Genomic DNA, 13,021 nt, shown 5'->3' with positions numbered 1-13,021 from the left:
GTCCGCCCCTCTTCCCTACCCCCGATAAATCTTCCTAATCCCCTGTCCTGCCGATGTCAACTTCCGGCTAGAAGCAGACGCAGCGGTCTTCATGCCACCTGGCCGCCTGAAGACTGCCGCTATCTTGGACGCTGATGCAGGCAAGATTCGCAGTTGCTCAGGCAGCCTCTCTTCGCGATCCAGCAATGATTGCCACGGTGCTTTTGAAGTCATGTACGTTGGTGCACTCGTGAACAAATGCTGTGCCTAGCATTGCGACGGGCGGTGCGAGCCTGCTCGCTTCGTCAGGTCACGAGCTCTTGCAGGAAGTCGGTGAGCGCTGCTTTGGGATCGTCCTGATCGGACACGATCATCTCAATTCCCCAATGCCTCAGAACCTCTTCTGCCGCTGGGTTCGGGCGATTGGTGAAGACGTACGACTTGGGTCTCGCCGAAGCCAGCGGCGACTTCCTCCACATTTCGGTCAGTCGATAAAACAGCAGCCGGATATTGAAGTCTGTCAGGCTGTAGCCAATGAAGAGAACAGAGTTGCTTAGCACATCGTTGCGGAGCTTGATGTCCAGCGGCGTGTCGAAAGTCAGTCGCTGGTAGTAGCTCGTCTCGTCGAGAACGATAGACTCGTCGGCTGCGAAATCACCATGGAACTTGATGATCTGGCGGTGACCGTCTCTGACAGCGACCATGTCCGCTACGCTGGCAATCCTGTCGTACTTCACATCGAACTCAGCGTGAGCGATCTCAAGCCACCGGTCGTAGTTGGTGGTGTAGATCCGCGAGAAGTTACCCAGGGTGATGAGCCTGTGAATATCGGAGGTCTTGATGTTCGTGGAAGGCTTGTGCCATTCGCGGTCCATCCAGCTCCGTAGCTCGCCGAGGCCACCTCTTTTCTTTTTGTAGAACTCAGCCAGAGTCTGATAGTTCCCATAGGTGGCAAACACTGCCGGGTCGTAGCCCAGCTCCTCGGCAATATGCGCGATCAGTTGGCTCCAACTCGGCAAGCCAAGGTTCGCAGACACACCGGCTCCGACAAACAGCATTAGCTTGCCATTGCTGTGGGCATCTAGAAGTTCAGCTCTCATGCCGGGACTCTCGAAATTTCAAGGTGGGCGGCAAACTTGTCCAATGCTAGGCGGCGCATGGATATGTCGTCCTTTCCGGCACCCATTTGGGCAAACGTCGTCGTGTAGCCGTCAGGTATGAACACGCAGTCCCATTGGAAATCCTCCGGCCCAGCAGGTGCGCGCGGAACCGTCCCCTCGATTGCGCCTTCGAACAGGTGTATTTGGCGCCCGTCGCAGTATCCAAGAACCGTCTTTGCGATGACCTTGTCGTCACCAAGAGCGGCCACGAGAGCCGCGAAGCGCTTGGCCTCCAATCGGTCCCAAAAAATCTGGGTTAGGCCTGCGGGAAGGTCGTTCAGTCCCCGGAGATACAGGCCTGTGTGCTCGACGAACAGGGGGCGGCCAATCTCGTGAAACGCCTTGATTAGCTTGTCCCGCACGAGCGCATGGACGTCCTGAGTCTGCAGCTCCTCGATCTTTCTGGATACAGGCACGATGCCCACCCCAATAGGGCCAAGGATGCGTTGTACTTCCTTGATCTTGTGCTGATTGCCGGACATGAATCGAATCTTCATTTCAGACCCTCCATGAATGAAAAGCGCTTGGCCACTTCGTACTGCTGCTGTATGTCGCAGATGGACAAGCCTTCGGCCATAGCGGCGGCTTGGTCGTCAGCCAAGCCGCGTTGATGGATCGCCGGGTTGTCGGAGCAGATGACGAACGGCACGCCACGGCGTCGGAACTCCTGCAAGGGATGGGCCTCATCACTGGGAACGGCGCCCGTCAGCCGGTTGCTGATTGGGCAGACCTCGACGCAGACCCCCTTGTTAGCCAGTAGATCCATCAAGTCAGGATCTTTGACTGCAGCCGTGCCGTGGCCGATCCGGTCAGCGTGAAAGAGCTCCACGGCCGCTCGGACATTCTCCACGCGTCCAGTCTCTCCAGCGTGGATCGTGATGCCGAAGCCATACCGGTCCTTGGCCTCACGAATGATCGCGGGCAGCTCAGCCGAATAGGGCGTCTCTTCATCTCCCGCAAGGTCGAGCCCAACGACATCCTTCGGCCGTCCGATGTCCTCGTAGGCCTGCAAAAGAGTGGCGAGATTGGAGGCGCCGTAGGCGCCCCGGGTTACGGTAAGAATCAACCCCCGTCGGATGCCGTATTGCTGAGAAGCGCTGCCTGTCGACTCGATGATGCGTTCCAATGCTTGCGCCGGCGTGCAGCTCTGAAGTCCGGTCAAGTACAGGACGCTGCTGCGGAGCTCGACGAAACGAACGGCATTTTCTGCTAGGCTCGCAAGAACAGCGCGGGCGAGGCGGTCGAGGTTTGCGCGCTTCTTAGGGAACAGCCGCAACACCTGCCACGGCGTGAGGTACTCCGCCAGCGATTTGCAAGGGACAACGCGGGTCATGTCCCGCCCGAAGTCGAACCCTGCCGGAAGCGAAGTTGCTTCGTCGGCCATGATCTCCCGGATGGTCGATACAGGGACGGCGCCGTTCATATGCAGGTGGAGTTCCCCCCGATCATGGACGCGGGCTCGCACGCCGCCATCGTCGTCGAGGTCGTCGGCCAAGCGCAAGAGGCCTGGCAGCTCAAGTTTCCGCTGATTCAAGCGCTGTCCCTAGATCTTGTTGTGGCCTTTAGGCCGTTCCATGTGATGCTAGCCCCATACCCGCATTGTGCGACTTCTCGTAGACTCGCAGCTGAGTAAGCCTCCTTCACAACTAGGTACTTGAAGGTCGGACCTCTGGATCCAGCCGCGCTCCTTATCCAGAGCGGATCGTATAGTGATCCAATCCACCGCCTCTCTACCTCTCGATCTTAGGGCCTCTGAGTGCGGCTTGCGAGCCGATGTGTAGCCAGCCCCAGATATCAGGACAGAGAGCCGTACTTGATCCGAGCGAGCGGACGTCTGCTAGGGGTCGAGAGGTGCACTTATCGCTACTCCCCCGTACTGAAGTGCACTGCCACTCTCAGCTTGGCGCTCGCGGAGATCCAACCCTATTGGGCTGCCGGAACAGGAATCACACCCTTCCGCACAATCTCTAACCTCCCAACATCGCCAACAGGCACAAGCACTGTAGCCTTCCGCGCCGGGTCCCACAGTGCATAGCTGTCACCAAGACGACCCATCAGGCTTAGGTCGCCGTGCACCTTTCCATCAACAGTCACAGTCGTCACGTGCTTGCCGCCGCCAGAGGAAATCTTCTCGGCGCGCTGGGAGCCAAGCATGTTTGACGCTATCGAGACGTAGACCAGCATCACCAAAGCGTAGATCAGCCAAGGGGAATCTTTCACTGCGGTGGGCGCCACCGGCGAAAGGTGCACGATCAGCGCACAGATGACCGTCAGAAGAATCCCTATCAGAAGAGGCCACGTGTTCGACCACCAAAGCAGCAGCCCGAGGGCAGTGAAGAAAAGCACTGGAAACAGTCATGCGAACAGCTTGCTTCTGGAGCTGCCGCTCGTGACCTTAATCTCCACCCAGCCGCCAAACAGCGAGGCCAGCAGCATGAGAAATAACACCATGCCGATCCCAGCAAGCCCTGCCAGCGCAAGCTCACTCACCGCAACAAATTGAAAGGGATCCAGGCCGAAGTGTCCCCAATACGCCTTCAGATAGAAGGCCCCTTGAATCAATCCAAAGGTGACGAGCGCCGAACCCCATCCAGCAACGTCGGCCATCGTCAGTGTCTTTTTCGTACGCTCCATGTATCCCCCTTCCATCGCAGCCCCGCCACATAGTGGCATGCAGCGCTCGACCCTGCAGAACCCACCCTATTAACGTGACGCGTCACGCCCGCTCACCCCCACCCCATTGGCGCCCCACCCCTCCCCCACTATAGTTCCCCCCCACACGGACGAGGCACCCCACATGCCCTATATCGGAATCGGACTCCACGTACTGGCGGCCATCTACTTCGCGGTGCACGCCATCCGCTCGGGCCAGAGCCTCTATTGGCTCATCCTGCTCTTCTCCTTCCCACTGCTAGGCAGCATCGTCTACTTCCTCGCGATCTACTTCCCGGAAGCCCGCCACTCGCGCGGCGCCCGGCAGGTCGTCCGTTCCGCCAAGCAGCTCATGGACCCGGGCCAGGACCTGCGCAATGCCCGCGCCGAACTGGCACGTACGCCCACCGTGCAGAATCGGGTTCTCCTGGGCATGACGCTGCTGGATGCCGGCCAGGCCGAGGAAGCCAGGACCCTGCTCGAGCAGGCGGCCAGCTCGCCGCTGGGCGACGATCCCTACATTCTGACCGGCCTGGCGCGTGCCCGCCTCGATTCCGGGCAGCCCGCGCTTGCGGCGGAGACGCTGGACGGCCTGTTCGCCCGCCATCCGGATGTGCGCCGCAAGTCGGAACAGACCCTGCTTTACGCGCAGGCACTGGCGGCTGCCCAAGCGCCCGGCACCCGTGCCGCGTTCGAGCGAGCCGTGGAATGCGGAAACGATGCCGCCGCCCGCTGCCTGTACGCCGAATGGCTGATGGCGCAGCCGCAACCCGACGATCGCGAGCAGGCCCGCAGCCTGTTCGCCAGCATCATCGACGATGCCCAGCACTGGTCGCGTCACGCACGCAGCCACAATGCCGCATGGCTGGAGCGGACCAAGGTCGCGTTGAAGGGCTACTGACGCCTGGCGGCCTTTGGCAACCCTGTCGCATCCGCCTCGTTCACGGCCTCGCCGGGCGGATGCCGACACTCGTCAGGCGTGCACCGCCGACATCGACAACAGCCTTGCGGCGCAAGGCTCCAGGCCCGTTGCGCCATATGCAACGATTCTGAAAATGTTGAATGTGGTGACGGCATCGGCCTTACTGCATTGGCATCGCGCACAGCCGGGCGTATTCCTCTCCGTGCCACCGGAAACAGGTGGCCGGGATTCGAAACCCCGGTAGTTCGCTGAAGTAAACGCTTGCCAGCCGGCATCACCCTGTGTGGTGCCGGCTGGCAATCCGTCGGACGGCTATGGCGGGCGGTGCGTGGAGGCCTTGTGCCTGCCGGTTTAGCGAACACCGGGTTTCGAACCTCGCACCGTCCGCCACCTTTATCGGTGGCGGCTTCTGCATGCACGCAAGGAGCCCAGCCATGACCCAGCCCCACTCCCCTGCCCCGCACCCGATCCACGATGCGCCCGCCAACGGCCCCGCGTTGGACCCGAACACCCTCATCGCCCTGCTGCACAGCATCGGCGCCGGCGCCGCCTCCGATGGTCAGCCGTGGCCGGAGCGCCACCAGATGCCCGGCCGACGCATCGCCCTGGCGGATACCGATTGCTCGCTGGCCGGGCTACGCGTGGTGCTGGAGATCCTGCTGGCCGCGCAGCGTGCCCGCGAGAACGGTGAGCTGGAGCAGTACGTCGGCCCTCGCGTCATGGAGGGCCTGATCATGGCTGGCATCGGCCTTACCGCACACGCCAGTACCCGACTGCATCCGGAGGGGTGAGTGGCGTGGTGCCGCTGGGCGGCCAACGCGCTCTGTCTTGTGGTGGTGGTCGCGGCACAGGCGCAGTGGCCGGCGACGCCGGCGCCCTCGCCTGTCGCGTTCCAAAGCATCAACGACGATCGATTCTCACAACTGCGCCGCCAGGCGATGCAGTTCGTGGACTCTCGGCCACGACAGGGCTTCCAGTTCGTAGAGCGGCACCGAGATGCCGAGTTCCAGGTTCTTTGCCGGGGCATACCCGTGCTGTGGCTGGAGAGGCGCTCGCACCATCTGCTGTTGCAGGTCTCACTGGACGCGGAGCAGCGGGCGCCCGTCGTTGTGCAGCTTGGTGCGTTGCTTCAATGGCAGCTGGAGCCGGTGGGCTATCTGGAGCAGGTGCTGGCTGACGTGCCGGAACCTGTTCTGTCGGATCGGGTGCTGCAGATGTTCGGGGGCGGGGTGCCTGAGGGCGCGCGATGTGGCCCACACTGGTCACCTGCGCGACAGGCATTGGCCAAGTGACCATGCGGGTCACCTCCCGGCATCGATCCAGCCCGCATCGCGCGCACGCGCAAGATCTTCTGGCGTATCGATATCCAGGCCCAGTTCCGGTGCCTGCAGGACATGCACCGTATCGACAGGAAGTTGCCGCAGGCGCGCTCCGAAGCCGCGGTCACCGGATGCACCGACAGGGGTGAACCAGGCGCGCGGCACGACTGCGGGAACGCCAAGCGCATTTCCGTGGCGGGTGCCCGCGCACGTTGACGCTGCGGCGCGGGCACCGGAAAGCAGCGCCTGCAGATGGGAGCGCTCGATTGCGGGCTGGTCGCATGCCACGACCATAACCGCGGTCACCGTGGGCAGCAGATGCGCGCCGGCAACCTGCAGGCTGCTCGCCAGGCCGCGTTCCCAGTGGTGGTTGGTTACCGGTGTGGCATCCAGCCCGGCAATGCTGGATGTCACTGCCTGTGCGTTCGCGCCCACCACGACCAGTACCTGCGCTGGCGCGAGCTCGCGCGCCAACCGCACCACGCGGTGTACCAGGGTCTCGCCCTGCCGGGTCAGAAGCTGCTTGGGCTGGCCAAGTCGGGTGCTCCCGCCGGCAGCCAGCACGACGACCGCATGCGCGTCAGTCACCTGCCGTGCGCGCTTCGCCATTGCTGCAGCTGTGCGGCGATGCTGAGCGAAATCGCCTCCGGCCCTCGGCCGCCGATGTTCAGGCCGACCGGTGATCGAAGTCTCGGGGAAAGCCGGTGGCGCTGATCCGGTGTCAGCAGCTTGAACAGGTCCTCGCGCCTTCGCCGCGGACCCAGCAGTCCAATGAACGCGACGTTGGTATCAGCCAGGGCCACCAGCGCCTCCCGGTCCAGTTCGAAATCGTGATGCATCACCAGTGCCGCGTCGCAACAGTCGCCATGAAGGGCCTCGGCCGGGCTGGTCTGAAGATGCGCATCCGCGCACTGCCCGGCTGAGGCCCAGCGCGCTCGCCGTTCGGCTACGCTGACCCGCCACCCCAGGCCGCGCAGCAGCGGAACCAGGAAGGGCGTTTCGGGACCGCCCCCCAACACCAGGGCCCGCGGAAGCCGGGGCAACGGCAAACGCCACGCGCCCTCGCCAAAGGGCTGCGTACCCTCCATCGGATGCAGCTGCCACGCCTGCTCGCGATGGCCGGCACGGAAAACGACCTGCCCCGACCTGCGAAGGTCGCGCTGGAGTGACACGCCCTCGCGCAACCAAGCCTCGATGACGTTGTCGATGCCGGCCATGGCACGCAACGGCAGCAGCGCAATCCGAAGCCGGCCGCGGCAGCCGAGCGCGGACCCGCTCAACAGGTCGTCGTCACTGCGGGTGTCGATCTCGATCCAGTCGACCCGCCCTGCCGCGCTCACCTGCTCCGCGCGTCGCGCGAGCTCGGGCTCCAGGCATCCGCCGCTCAGCCAGCCGACCTGGCTGCCGTTGCAGAACAGCACCATGTCGCCGGCACCGGCGTAGGTGGAGCCATCGGTTTCCAGCACCAGCGCGAGCACGGCGTGCTCCCCCGCACTCACGCGCGTCAAGGCCGTCTCGAGCACGCCGCGCGGGCTGCCTTCGGCGAGGAAGCCCGGCGCTGCGGACAGGTCCTCGGCAAGATCGCCGGGCTCCCCTCCGCCTGCGGCGGAGACCTCCAGAGTGGGCGAGGCTACGGGTCGGTCCATGCGCAACGTCAGCCTATGTCGGGCAAGCCGGGCAACAGCTTGTCCAGGGTGATGGGATAGCTGCGCACGCGCACGCCGGTTGCGTTGTAGATCGCATTGGCGATCGCGGCGCCAACCCCGCAGATGCCCAGTTCACCCACACCCTTGGCCTTCATCGGCGAGATCACCGGATCCAGCGTGTCGAGGAAGACCACTTCCTGGTACGGAATGTCGGCGTGCACGGGAACCTCGTAGCCGGCCAGGTCGTGGTTGATGAACAAACCAAGCCGTTTGTCGACCACCAGCTCCTCCATCAGGGTCGCGCCCGCGCCCATCACCATCCCGCCGATGACCTGGCTGCGTGCTGACAGCGGATTGAGGATCCGGCCGCCATCGCATACGGCAAGCATGCGGCGAATGCGCGTTTCTCCAGTGTAGGCATGCACGGCGACCTCGCAGAAATGTCCTGCATAGGTGCCGACGTCGTAGCCTTGTTTGAAGTCGCCGAAGGCAATGCCGTCCTCCGCCGACAGGGTTCCCGCCTCCGCCAGCGTGATGGTCCGCCCATCCGCCTGGATGCGGCCATTGGCGAAGTTTGCGGTGTCGCCGTCGAAGCCGAGTCTCTCGCCCACCTTGCGGCGCAGGCTGACGCACGCCGCGTACACGCCCGCGGTGGAGCTTGCCGCGCCCCACTGGCCGCCGGAACCGGCGGAGGCGGGATGACGGGAGTCACCGAGGGTGACCTGGACCTGGTCCAGCGGCACGCCCATGGTCTCGGCTGCCGTCTGCGCGATGATCGTGTAGGAGCCGGTGCCGATGTCGGTCATGTCGGTCTCGACAACCACCCCGCCCTGGCCGTCAAGCCGGACCCGCGCCGCCGACTTCATCGTCGGTGCGCCGCGATAGCCCGCAGACACGCCCATGCCGACCAGCCAATGCCCTTCCCTGACCTGCGCCGGCTTGGCATTGCGCTTGTTCCAGTTGAAGCGCTCCGCGCCTTCGCGCAGGCAGCGCACCAGGTTGCGGTCGGAGAACTTCTTGGACGGATCGCCGGGCACGACCTCGGGCTCGTTGAGGATGCGGAACGCGATCGGATCGAGGCCCAGCTTCTCGGCCATTTCGTCCATCGCCACTTCCAGCGCCATGTGGCCCGGTGCTTCACCCGGTGCGCGCATCGCATTGCCTTCGGGCATGTCGAGCGTGGCGATGTAGTTGGCCACCAGGCGGTTGGCGCCTGCATAGAGCTTGGGCGTCTGCAGGGTGCCGTTTTCGCCATCCTCGCCGTTGATGTTGCCCGACCAGTTCTCATGGGCGATGGCGGAGATCCGGCCATCCTTTCCGCAGCCGATCCGCACGCGCTGGAGGGTGGCGTGCCGGTGCGTGGTGTTGTTGGGCATCAACGGGCGTTGCAGCGCGATCTTCACCGGTCGCCCGACCTGCTTGGCCGCCAATGCGGCCAGCACCGCGTCGGCACGGATGAACAGCTTGCCGCCGAAGCCGCCGCCGATATAGGGCGAGTCCACGCGCACCTTGGCAGGGTCGATGCCGAGGATCGCCGCCATGCCCTGCCTGGCCCAGTCGATCATCTGGTTCGCCGTCCACAGCGTGAGCGTGTCACCCTCCCAGGCGGCGATGGTGGCGTGCGGCTCCATCATCGAATGACTTTCGTCGGAGGTGTGATAGGTCTCGTCGAGCTTGACCGCGGCGCTCGCGTAGGCGGTGTCGAAATCGCCCAGCGCCTGCCGGTCGGGCTTGCCGTCACGCCCCTTTGCCAGCGGCGCGGACGGTGCCAGGGCCGGGAAATCGAAGCGGCCCTTGCTGCGCTCGTAGCGGGTGCGGATCAGCGCCGCGGCGGCGCGGGCCTGCTCGAAGGTCTCTGCCACCACGCAGGCGATGGCCTGGTGGTAGTGGGCCACTTCGGGTCCGCCGAACAACGGCGCGTTGTTCCAGTTCGATTTGCCGACCGGCTTGGTTTCCGGTGCGGTGATGACCGCCAGTACGCCGGGCGCGGCACGTGCGCGGGAGGCATCCATCGAAATGATGCGCCCCTTGCCGACACCCGCACCGACGATGTAGCCGTAGGCCTGGTTCGGCGCCACGTCATGGCGCTCGTAGGCATAGGGGGCGGTGCCGGTGGTCTTGCGCGGACCGTCGATGCGCGGCGTCGGTTTGCCGACGACCTTGGCCTTGTCGAACAGGTTGTCGCCGGCGGGGGCGTTGAATTGAAGGGGCATCAGCGCTCTCCTTCCACCAGCACGGCCGCGAGGGTGCGCTCGGCGAGCGCGATCTTGAACGCGTTCTCCGGCGTCGGACGGGCGCCGGCGAACACCTGCCGGGTCGCGGCCTTTACGCCATCGCGCAGCAGCGGTTCGGCTGCCTCGACGCGCCACGGCTTCGGCGCAACCCCACCGAAGGCGAACCGCGCCGAACCGTCTCGCTGCACGACCGCAGCGACCGACACCAGTGCGAACGCATAGGACGCGCGGTCACGTACCTTGTGGTACACGTGCCGACCGCCCAGGGGCTTCGGCAGCGTGACGTGGGTGATCAGCTCACCGCGCTGCAGCACGTTGTCCTGCTGCGGCCTGTCGCCGGGGGAACGATGGAAATCGGCAATCGGGATGCTGCGCGTACTGCCGTCACCGCTGACGGTCTGGATCGAGGCGTCCAGCACCCGCAGGGCCACCGCCATGTCGCCCGGATAGGTCGCGATGCAGCTGTCCGATGTGCCGATCACGCCCATCTGCCGGGAGAACCCCTCGAGTGCGCCGCAGCCCGACCCGGGCAGGCGCTTGTTGCAGGGCAGATGGGGATCGTAGAAATACGGGCAGCGCGTGCGCTGCAGCAGGTTGCCGCCGGTGGTGGCTTTGTTGCGCAGCTGCCCGGAGGCGCCTGCCACGAGCGCGCGGGTCAGCACCGCGTAGTCGCGGCGCACGCGCTCATGCGAGGCCAGCGCGGTATTGGTGACCAGCGTGCCGATGCGCAGGCCGCCCTCGTCGGTGGGTTCGATCCTGTCCAGGCCGATGTCCTGCACATCGACCAGGTGCGCTGGCGTCTCGACCTCCAGCTTCATCAGGTCGAGCAGGTTGGTCCCTCCGGCCAGGAACTTCGCGCCCTCGATACCGGCGACGGCCTTGGCGGCCTCGGCGGGGGATTTGGCGCGTTCGTAACTGAAGGCCCTCATGAGCGCCTCCCTGCAGAGGTCACGCCAGCAACCTCTTCCATCGCCTCGGCAATGTTGGAATAGGCCCCGCAGCGGCAGAGGTTGCCGCTCATGCGTTCGCGCATCTCCATGTTGGTGGCCCGGGGCCGTGCGCTGACGTCTGCCTGCACATGACTGGGGACACCCCGCTTGATCTCGTCCAGTACCGCCACCGCCGAGCAGATCTGCCCCGGCGTGCAGTACCCGCACTGGTAGCCGTCATGCTTGATGAAGGCGGCCTGCATCGGATGCAGGTCATCGGGGGTTCCGAGCCCTTCGATGGTGGTGATGGCATCGCCCTGGTGCTGCACCGCCAGGCTGAGGCAGGCATTGATGCGCTCACCGTTGACCAGCACGGTACAGGCACCGCATTGACCGTGGTCGCAGCCCTTCTTGGTCCCGGTCAGCTTCAGATGTTCGCGCAGGGCATCGAGCAGCGTAGTCCGCGTGTCGAGCTCAAGCTCCCGCTGCTTGCCGTTGACGGTCAACGCCACCGTGCTGATGACCGGCGGCCTGGGCGGCGGGGGCGTCGCCAGTTCGGCGGCGAGCGATGACGCCCCCGGTGCGGCGGACATTGCCACGGTCGTGACGCCGCCGGCGATCACCTGGCGACGCGTCAACTTCATTCCTTCATCACAACTTGGCACAGTGACCTCCTGGCGTTCGGGAAAATCCCGTGGCTGGATGGACGCGCTCACACTACCCAAGGGGCACTATGCCCATCTGCGGGGTACAGGCCTGTGAAGTCGGCGACATGTACGATCCGACCAATGCAGGCAACCGCGACTTTTACTCTTCAGCGCGGCACTCTTGAGCCATGCGTATGCTTCACTGGATGGCTCACAGTTCTGTTTATCCCTCACGGCGCTGGCTTCGAGGGTTCGGGCTCGTGGATAGAGCCCTCCAACAATGCCACGTAGGTATCCAGCCTGGTGCGAAGGCCGATCAGCATCCAGTCCAGCAGGTACAGCAGCACCATGGCGAAGATAAGCAGTGCGCCTAGCAATCCAACATCGAAAGCGCCCGCCCAGTCGCCCCATTTCCATCCGCGGAACTGCAGGTAGAGGGCAATCAACAGCGGGAATGGTCCAAGCCGCTGCAGCCCGCCATACATCATGCCCATGCGCTCAATCATGTTTGTGCGCAGGTGACTGACGTACTTGAGGCGCCGCTCGCGCTGGACGCGCGGGAATCCGCGAAGCTCGGTCACCACCGCTTGCCAGTGCGCGAAATCGCCATCCATCTCCCGCGCGTGCGAGAGCCGAGGCTGACTGAACTGGCGAATGCCCCTGCGGGCGGCCAGGACGCCCCCGACAATGAACCCTCCAATTTCGATTGCCAGGCAGGCAACAACCACCTGGAGCACTACGCCAACAGGCAGCCATCGATCCGGAAGCTGGCCTGTGAGAATGCCGACGATCGCCGCACCCATGCCGATGCGGAACGCCCACGTCTCCACCCTGCCCGCCTTCGGGTAGATGCTGTGCTCAACCAAACCCTGCACCCGCTGATAGAGCCAGTGGAATGTCAGTTCCTGCGAATCGGTCGTTGCCGGCGGATCGACGCCGCCCCCTGCCTGCATGTCCATTGCGCCCCTGCCCCGGCCGGCGCAGATGCCGGCCGCCCCATCGTACCTGAGCGCGCTTCGGAAGGCGCCTCAGCGGGAATCACATACCCAGCTCCGACAACCCCGGGTGACCATCCGGGCGACGCCCCAGCGGCCAATGGAACTTGCGGTCGCTTTCCTTGATCGGCAGGTCGTTGATGCAGGAGAAGCGGCGCTGCATCAGGCCATCCTCTCCGAATTCCCAGTTTTCGTTGCCATAGGAACGGAACCAGTTGCCGGAGTCGTCGTGCCATTCGTACGCGTAGCGGACCGCAATGCGGTTTTCGGTAAAGGCCCAGAGCTCCTTGATCAGGCGGTACTCAAGTTCCTTGTTCCATTTGCGTGCCAGGAACTGCCGGGCTTCCTCCCGGCCATTGGTGAATTCGGCACGGTTACGCCACTGGGTGTCGAGCGAATAGGCAAGCGACACCTTGTCGGCATCGCGGGAATTCCAGCCATCCTCGGCAAGACGCACCTTCTGCGTGGCCGATTCAAGGGTGAACGGAGGAAGCGGCGGACGGGGCTGTTCTGCGGACACGGGGAGACCTCCAATAGA

General features: G+C 64.3%; 15 protein-coding genes. 3 read left to right on the top strand and 12 right to left on the bottom strand.

Annotated features, from left to right (window positions below):
• Nucleotides 1-284: 284 nt before the first annotated feature.
• From AC5P53_RS14865 to AC5P53_RS14845, 5 genes are all read right to left on the bottom strand, one after another.
• Complete coding sequence (locus AC5P53_RS14865; protein ID WP_495227443.1) at nucleotides 285-1,079, bottom strand: SIR2 family protein; 795 nt, start codon at nucleotides 1,077-1,079, stop codon at nucleotides 285-287.
• A complete protein-coding gene (locus tag AC5P53_RS14860) occupies nucleotides 1,076-1,636 on the bottom strand; it encodes a non-canonical purine NTP pyrophosphatase (protein WP_495227442.1) in 561 nt (186 codons plus the stop codon). Before AC5P53_RS14860 ends, AC5P53_RS14865 begins: the two co-directional genes overlap by 4 nt.
• Complete coding sequence (locus AC5P53_RS14855; RefSeq protein ID WP_495227441.1) at nucleotides 1,633-2,634, bottom strand: amidohydrolase family protein; 1,002 nt, start codon at nucleotides 2,632-2,634, stop codon at nucleotides 1,633-1,635. Before AC5P53_RS14855 ends, AC5P53_RS14860 begins: the two co-directional genes overlap by 4 nt.
• A gap of 428 nt (nucleotides 2,635-3,062) precedes the next feature.
• Nucleotides 3,063-3,485, bottom strand: a complete 423-nt coding sequence (locus tag AC5P53_RS14850) for a hypothetical protein (RefSeq protein ID WP_495227440.1) — start codon at nucleotides 3,483-3,485, stop codon at nucleotides 3,063-3,065.
• A gap of 9 nt (nucleotides 3,486-3,494) precedes the next feature.
• A complete protein-coding gene (locus tag AC5P53_RS14845; RefSeq protein WP_495227439.1) occupies nucleotides 3,495-3,773 on the bottom strand; it encodes a hypothetical protein in 279 nt (92 codons plus the stop codon).
• Nucleotides 3,774-3,936: 163 nt separating this feature from the next.
• Between AC5P53_RS14845 and AC5P53_RS14840 the strand changes: the two genes are divergently transcribed.
• The 3 genes from AC5P53_RS14840 (at nucleotide 3,937) to AC5P53_RS14830 (ending at nucleotide 6,005) form a co-directional block, all read left to right on the top strand.
• The gene (locus tag AC5P53_RS14840) at nucleotides 3,937-4,692 is read left to right on the top strand and encodes a tetratricopeptide repeat protein (protein ID WP_495227438.1); all 756 of its coding nucleotides are present in this window, start codon (nucleotides 3,937-3,939) and stop codon (nucleotides 4,690-4,692) included.
• Nucleotides 4,693-5,147: 455 nt separating this feature from the next.
• Complete coding sequence (locus tag AC5P53_RS14835; RefSeq protein WP_053496619.1) at nucleotides 5,148-5,504, top strand: hypothetical protein; 357 nt, start codon at nucleotides 5,148-5,150, stop codon at nucleotides 5,502-5,504.
• Nucleotides 5,505-6,005: a hypothetical protein gene (locus AC5P53_RS14830; protein WP_495227437.1), complete on the top strand. Its 501-nt coding sequence runs from the start codon at nucleotides 5,505-5,507 to the stop codon at nucleotides 6,003-6,005.
• Nucleotides 6,006-6,014: 9 nt separating this feature from the next.
• On the opposite strand, the gene AC5P53_RS14825 is transcribed toward AC5P53_RS14830, so the two are convergent.
• The 7 genes from AC5P53_RS14825 to AC5P53_RS14795 form a co-directional block, all read right to left on the bottom strand.
• Nucleotides 6,015-6,641, bottom strand: a complete 627-nt coding sequence (locus AC5P53_RS14825; protein ID WP_495227436.1) for a nucleotidyltransferase family protein — start codon at nucleotides 6,639-6,641, stop codon at nucleotides 6,015-6,017.
• Nucleotides 6,617-7,678, bottom strand: a complete 1,062-nt coding sequence (locus AC5P53_RS14820; RefSeq protein ID WP_495227435.1) for an XdhC family protein — start codon at nucleotides 7,676-7,678, stop codon at nucleotides 6,617-6,619. The genes AC5P53_RS14825 and AC5P53_RS14820 overlap by 25 nt, the downstream gene beginning before the upstream one ends.
• Before the next feature lie 8 nt (nucleotides 7,679-7,686).
• On the bottom strand, nucleotides 7,687-9,891 hold the full coding sequence (gene paoC, locus AC5P53_RS14815; RefSeq protein ID WP_495227434.1) for an aldehyde oxidoreductase molybdenum-binding subunit PaoC: 2,205 nt from the start codon (nucleotides 9,889-9,891) through the stop codon (nucleotides 7,687-7,689).
• A complete protein-coding gene (locus AC5P53_RS14810; RefSeq protein ID WP_495227433.1) occupies nucleotides 9,891-10,841 on the bottom strand; it encodes an FAD binding domain-containing protein in 951 nt (316 codons plus the stop codon). The genes paoC and AC5P53_RS14810 overlap by 1 nt, the downstream gene beginning before the upstream one ends.
• The gene (paoA, locus tag AC5P53_RS14805; protein WP_126412577.1) at nucleotides 10,838-11,485 is read right to left on the bottom strand and encodes an aldehyde dehydrogenase iron-sulfur subunit PaoA; all 648 of its coding nucleotides are present in this window, start codon (nucleotides 11,483-11,485) and stop codon (nucleotides 10,838-10,840) included. The genes AC5P53_RS14810 and paoA overlap by 4 nt, the downstream gene beginning before the upstream one ends.
• A gap of 233 nt (nucleotides 11,486-11,718) precedes the next feature.
• Nucleotides 11,719-12,447, bottom strand: a complete 729-nt coding sequence (locus AC5P53_RS14800) for a hypothetical protein (protein ID WP_241886835.1) — start codon at nucleotides 12,445-12,447, stop codon at nucleotides 11,719-11,721.
• A 79-nt stretch (nucleotides 12,448-12,526) separates the two neighbouring features.
• Nucleotides 12,527-13,003, bottom strand: coding sequence for a nuclear transport factor 2 family protein (locus AC5P53_RS14795; RefSeq protein WP_126412207.1), 477 nt, complete (start codon nucleotides 13,001-13,003; stop codon nucleotides 12,527-12,529).
• Nucleotides 13,004-13,021 lie beyond the last annotated feature (18 nt).

This window comes from Stenotrophomonas sp. YJH_SMC_82 (assembly GCF_059368875.1).
The sequence above is the reverse complement of the archived record's forward strand: the minus strand, read 5'-3'. Positions and strand labels throughout refer to the sequence as shown.

Coding starts and splice junctions, on each gene's coding strand:
- AC5P53_RS14865 (WP_495227443.1), bottom strand. CDS start 1,079: ATGAGAGCTGAACTTCTAGATGCCCACAGCAATGGCAAGCTAATGCTG.
- AC5P53_RS14860 (WP_495227442.1), bottom strand. CDS start 1,636: ATGAAGATTCGATTCATGTCCGGCAATCAGCACAAGATCAAGGAAGTA.
- AC5P53_RS14845 (WP_495227439.1), bottom strand. CDS start 3,773: ATGGAGCGTACGAAAAAGACACTGACGATGGCCGACGTTGCTGGATGG.
- AC5P53_RS14840 (WP_495227438.1), top strand. CDS start 3,937: ATGCCCTATATCGGAATCGGACTCCACGTACTGGCGGCCATCTACTTC.
- AC5P53_RS14835 (WP_053496619.1), top strand. CDS start 5,148: ATGACCCAGCCCCACTCCCCTGCCCCGCACCCGATCCACGATGCGCCC.
- AC5P53_RS14825 (WP_495227436.1), bottom strand. CDS start 6,641: ATGGCGAAGCGCGCACGGCAGGTGACTGACGCGCATGCGGTCGTCGTG.
- AC5P53_RS14820 (WP_495227435.1), bottom strand. CDS start 7,678: ATGGACCGACCCGTAGCCTCGCCCACTCTGGAGGTCTCCGCCGCAGGC.
- paoC (WP_495227434.1), bottom strand. CDS start 9,891: ATGCCCCTTCAATTCAACGCCCCCGCCGGCGACAACCTGTTCGACAAG.
- AC5P53_RS14810 (WP_495227433.1), bottom strand. CDS start 10,841: ATGAGGGCCTTCAGTTACGAACGCGCCAAATCCCCCGCCGAGGCCGCC.
- paoA (WP_126412577.1), bottom strand. CDS start 11,485: ATGAAGTTGACGCGTCGCCAGGTGATCGCCGGCGGCGTCACGACCGTG.
- AC5P53_RS14800 (WP_241886835.1), bottom strand. CDS start 12,447: ATGGACATGCAGGCAGGGGGCGGCGTCGATCCGCCGGCAACGACCGAT.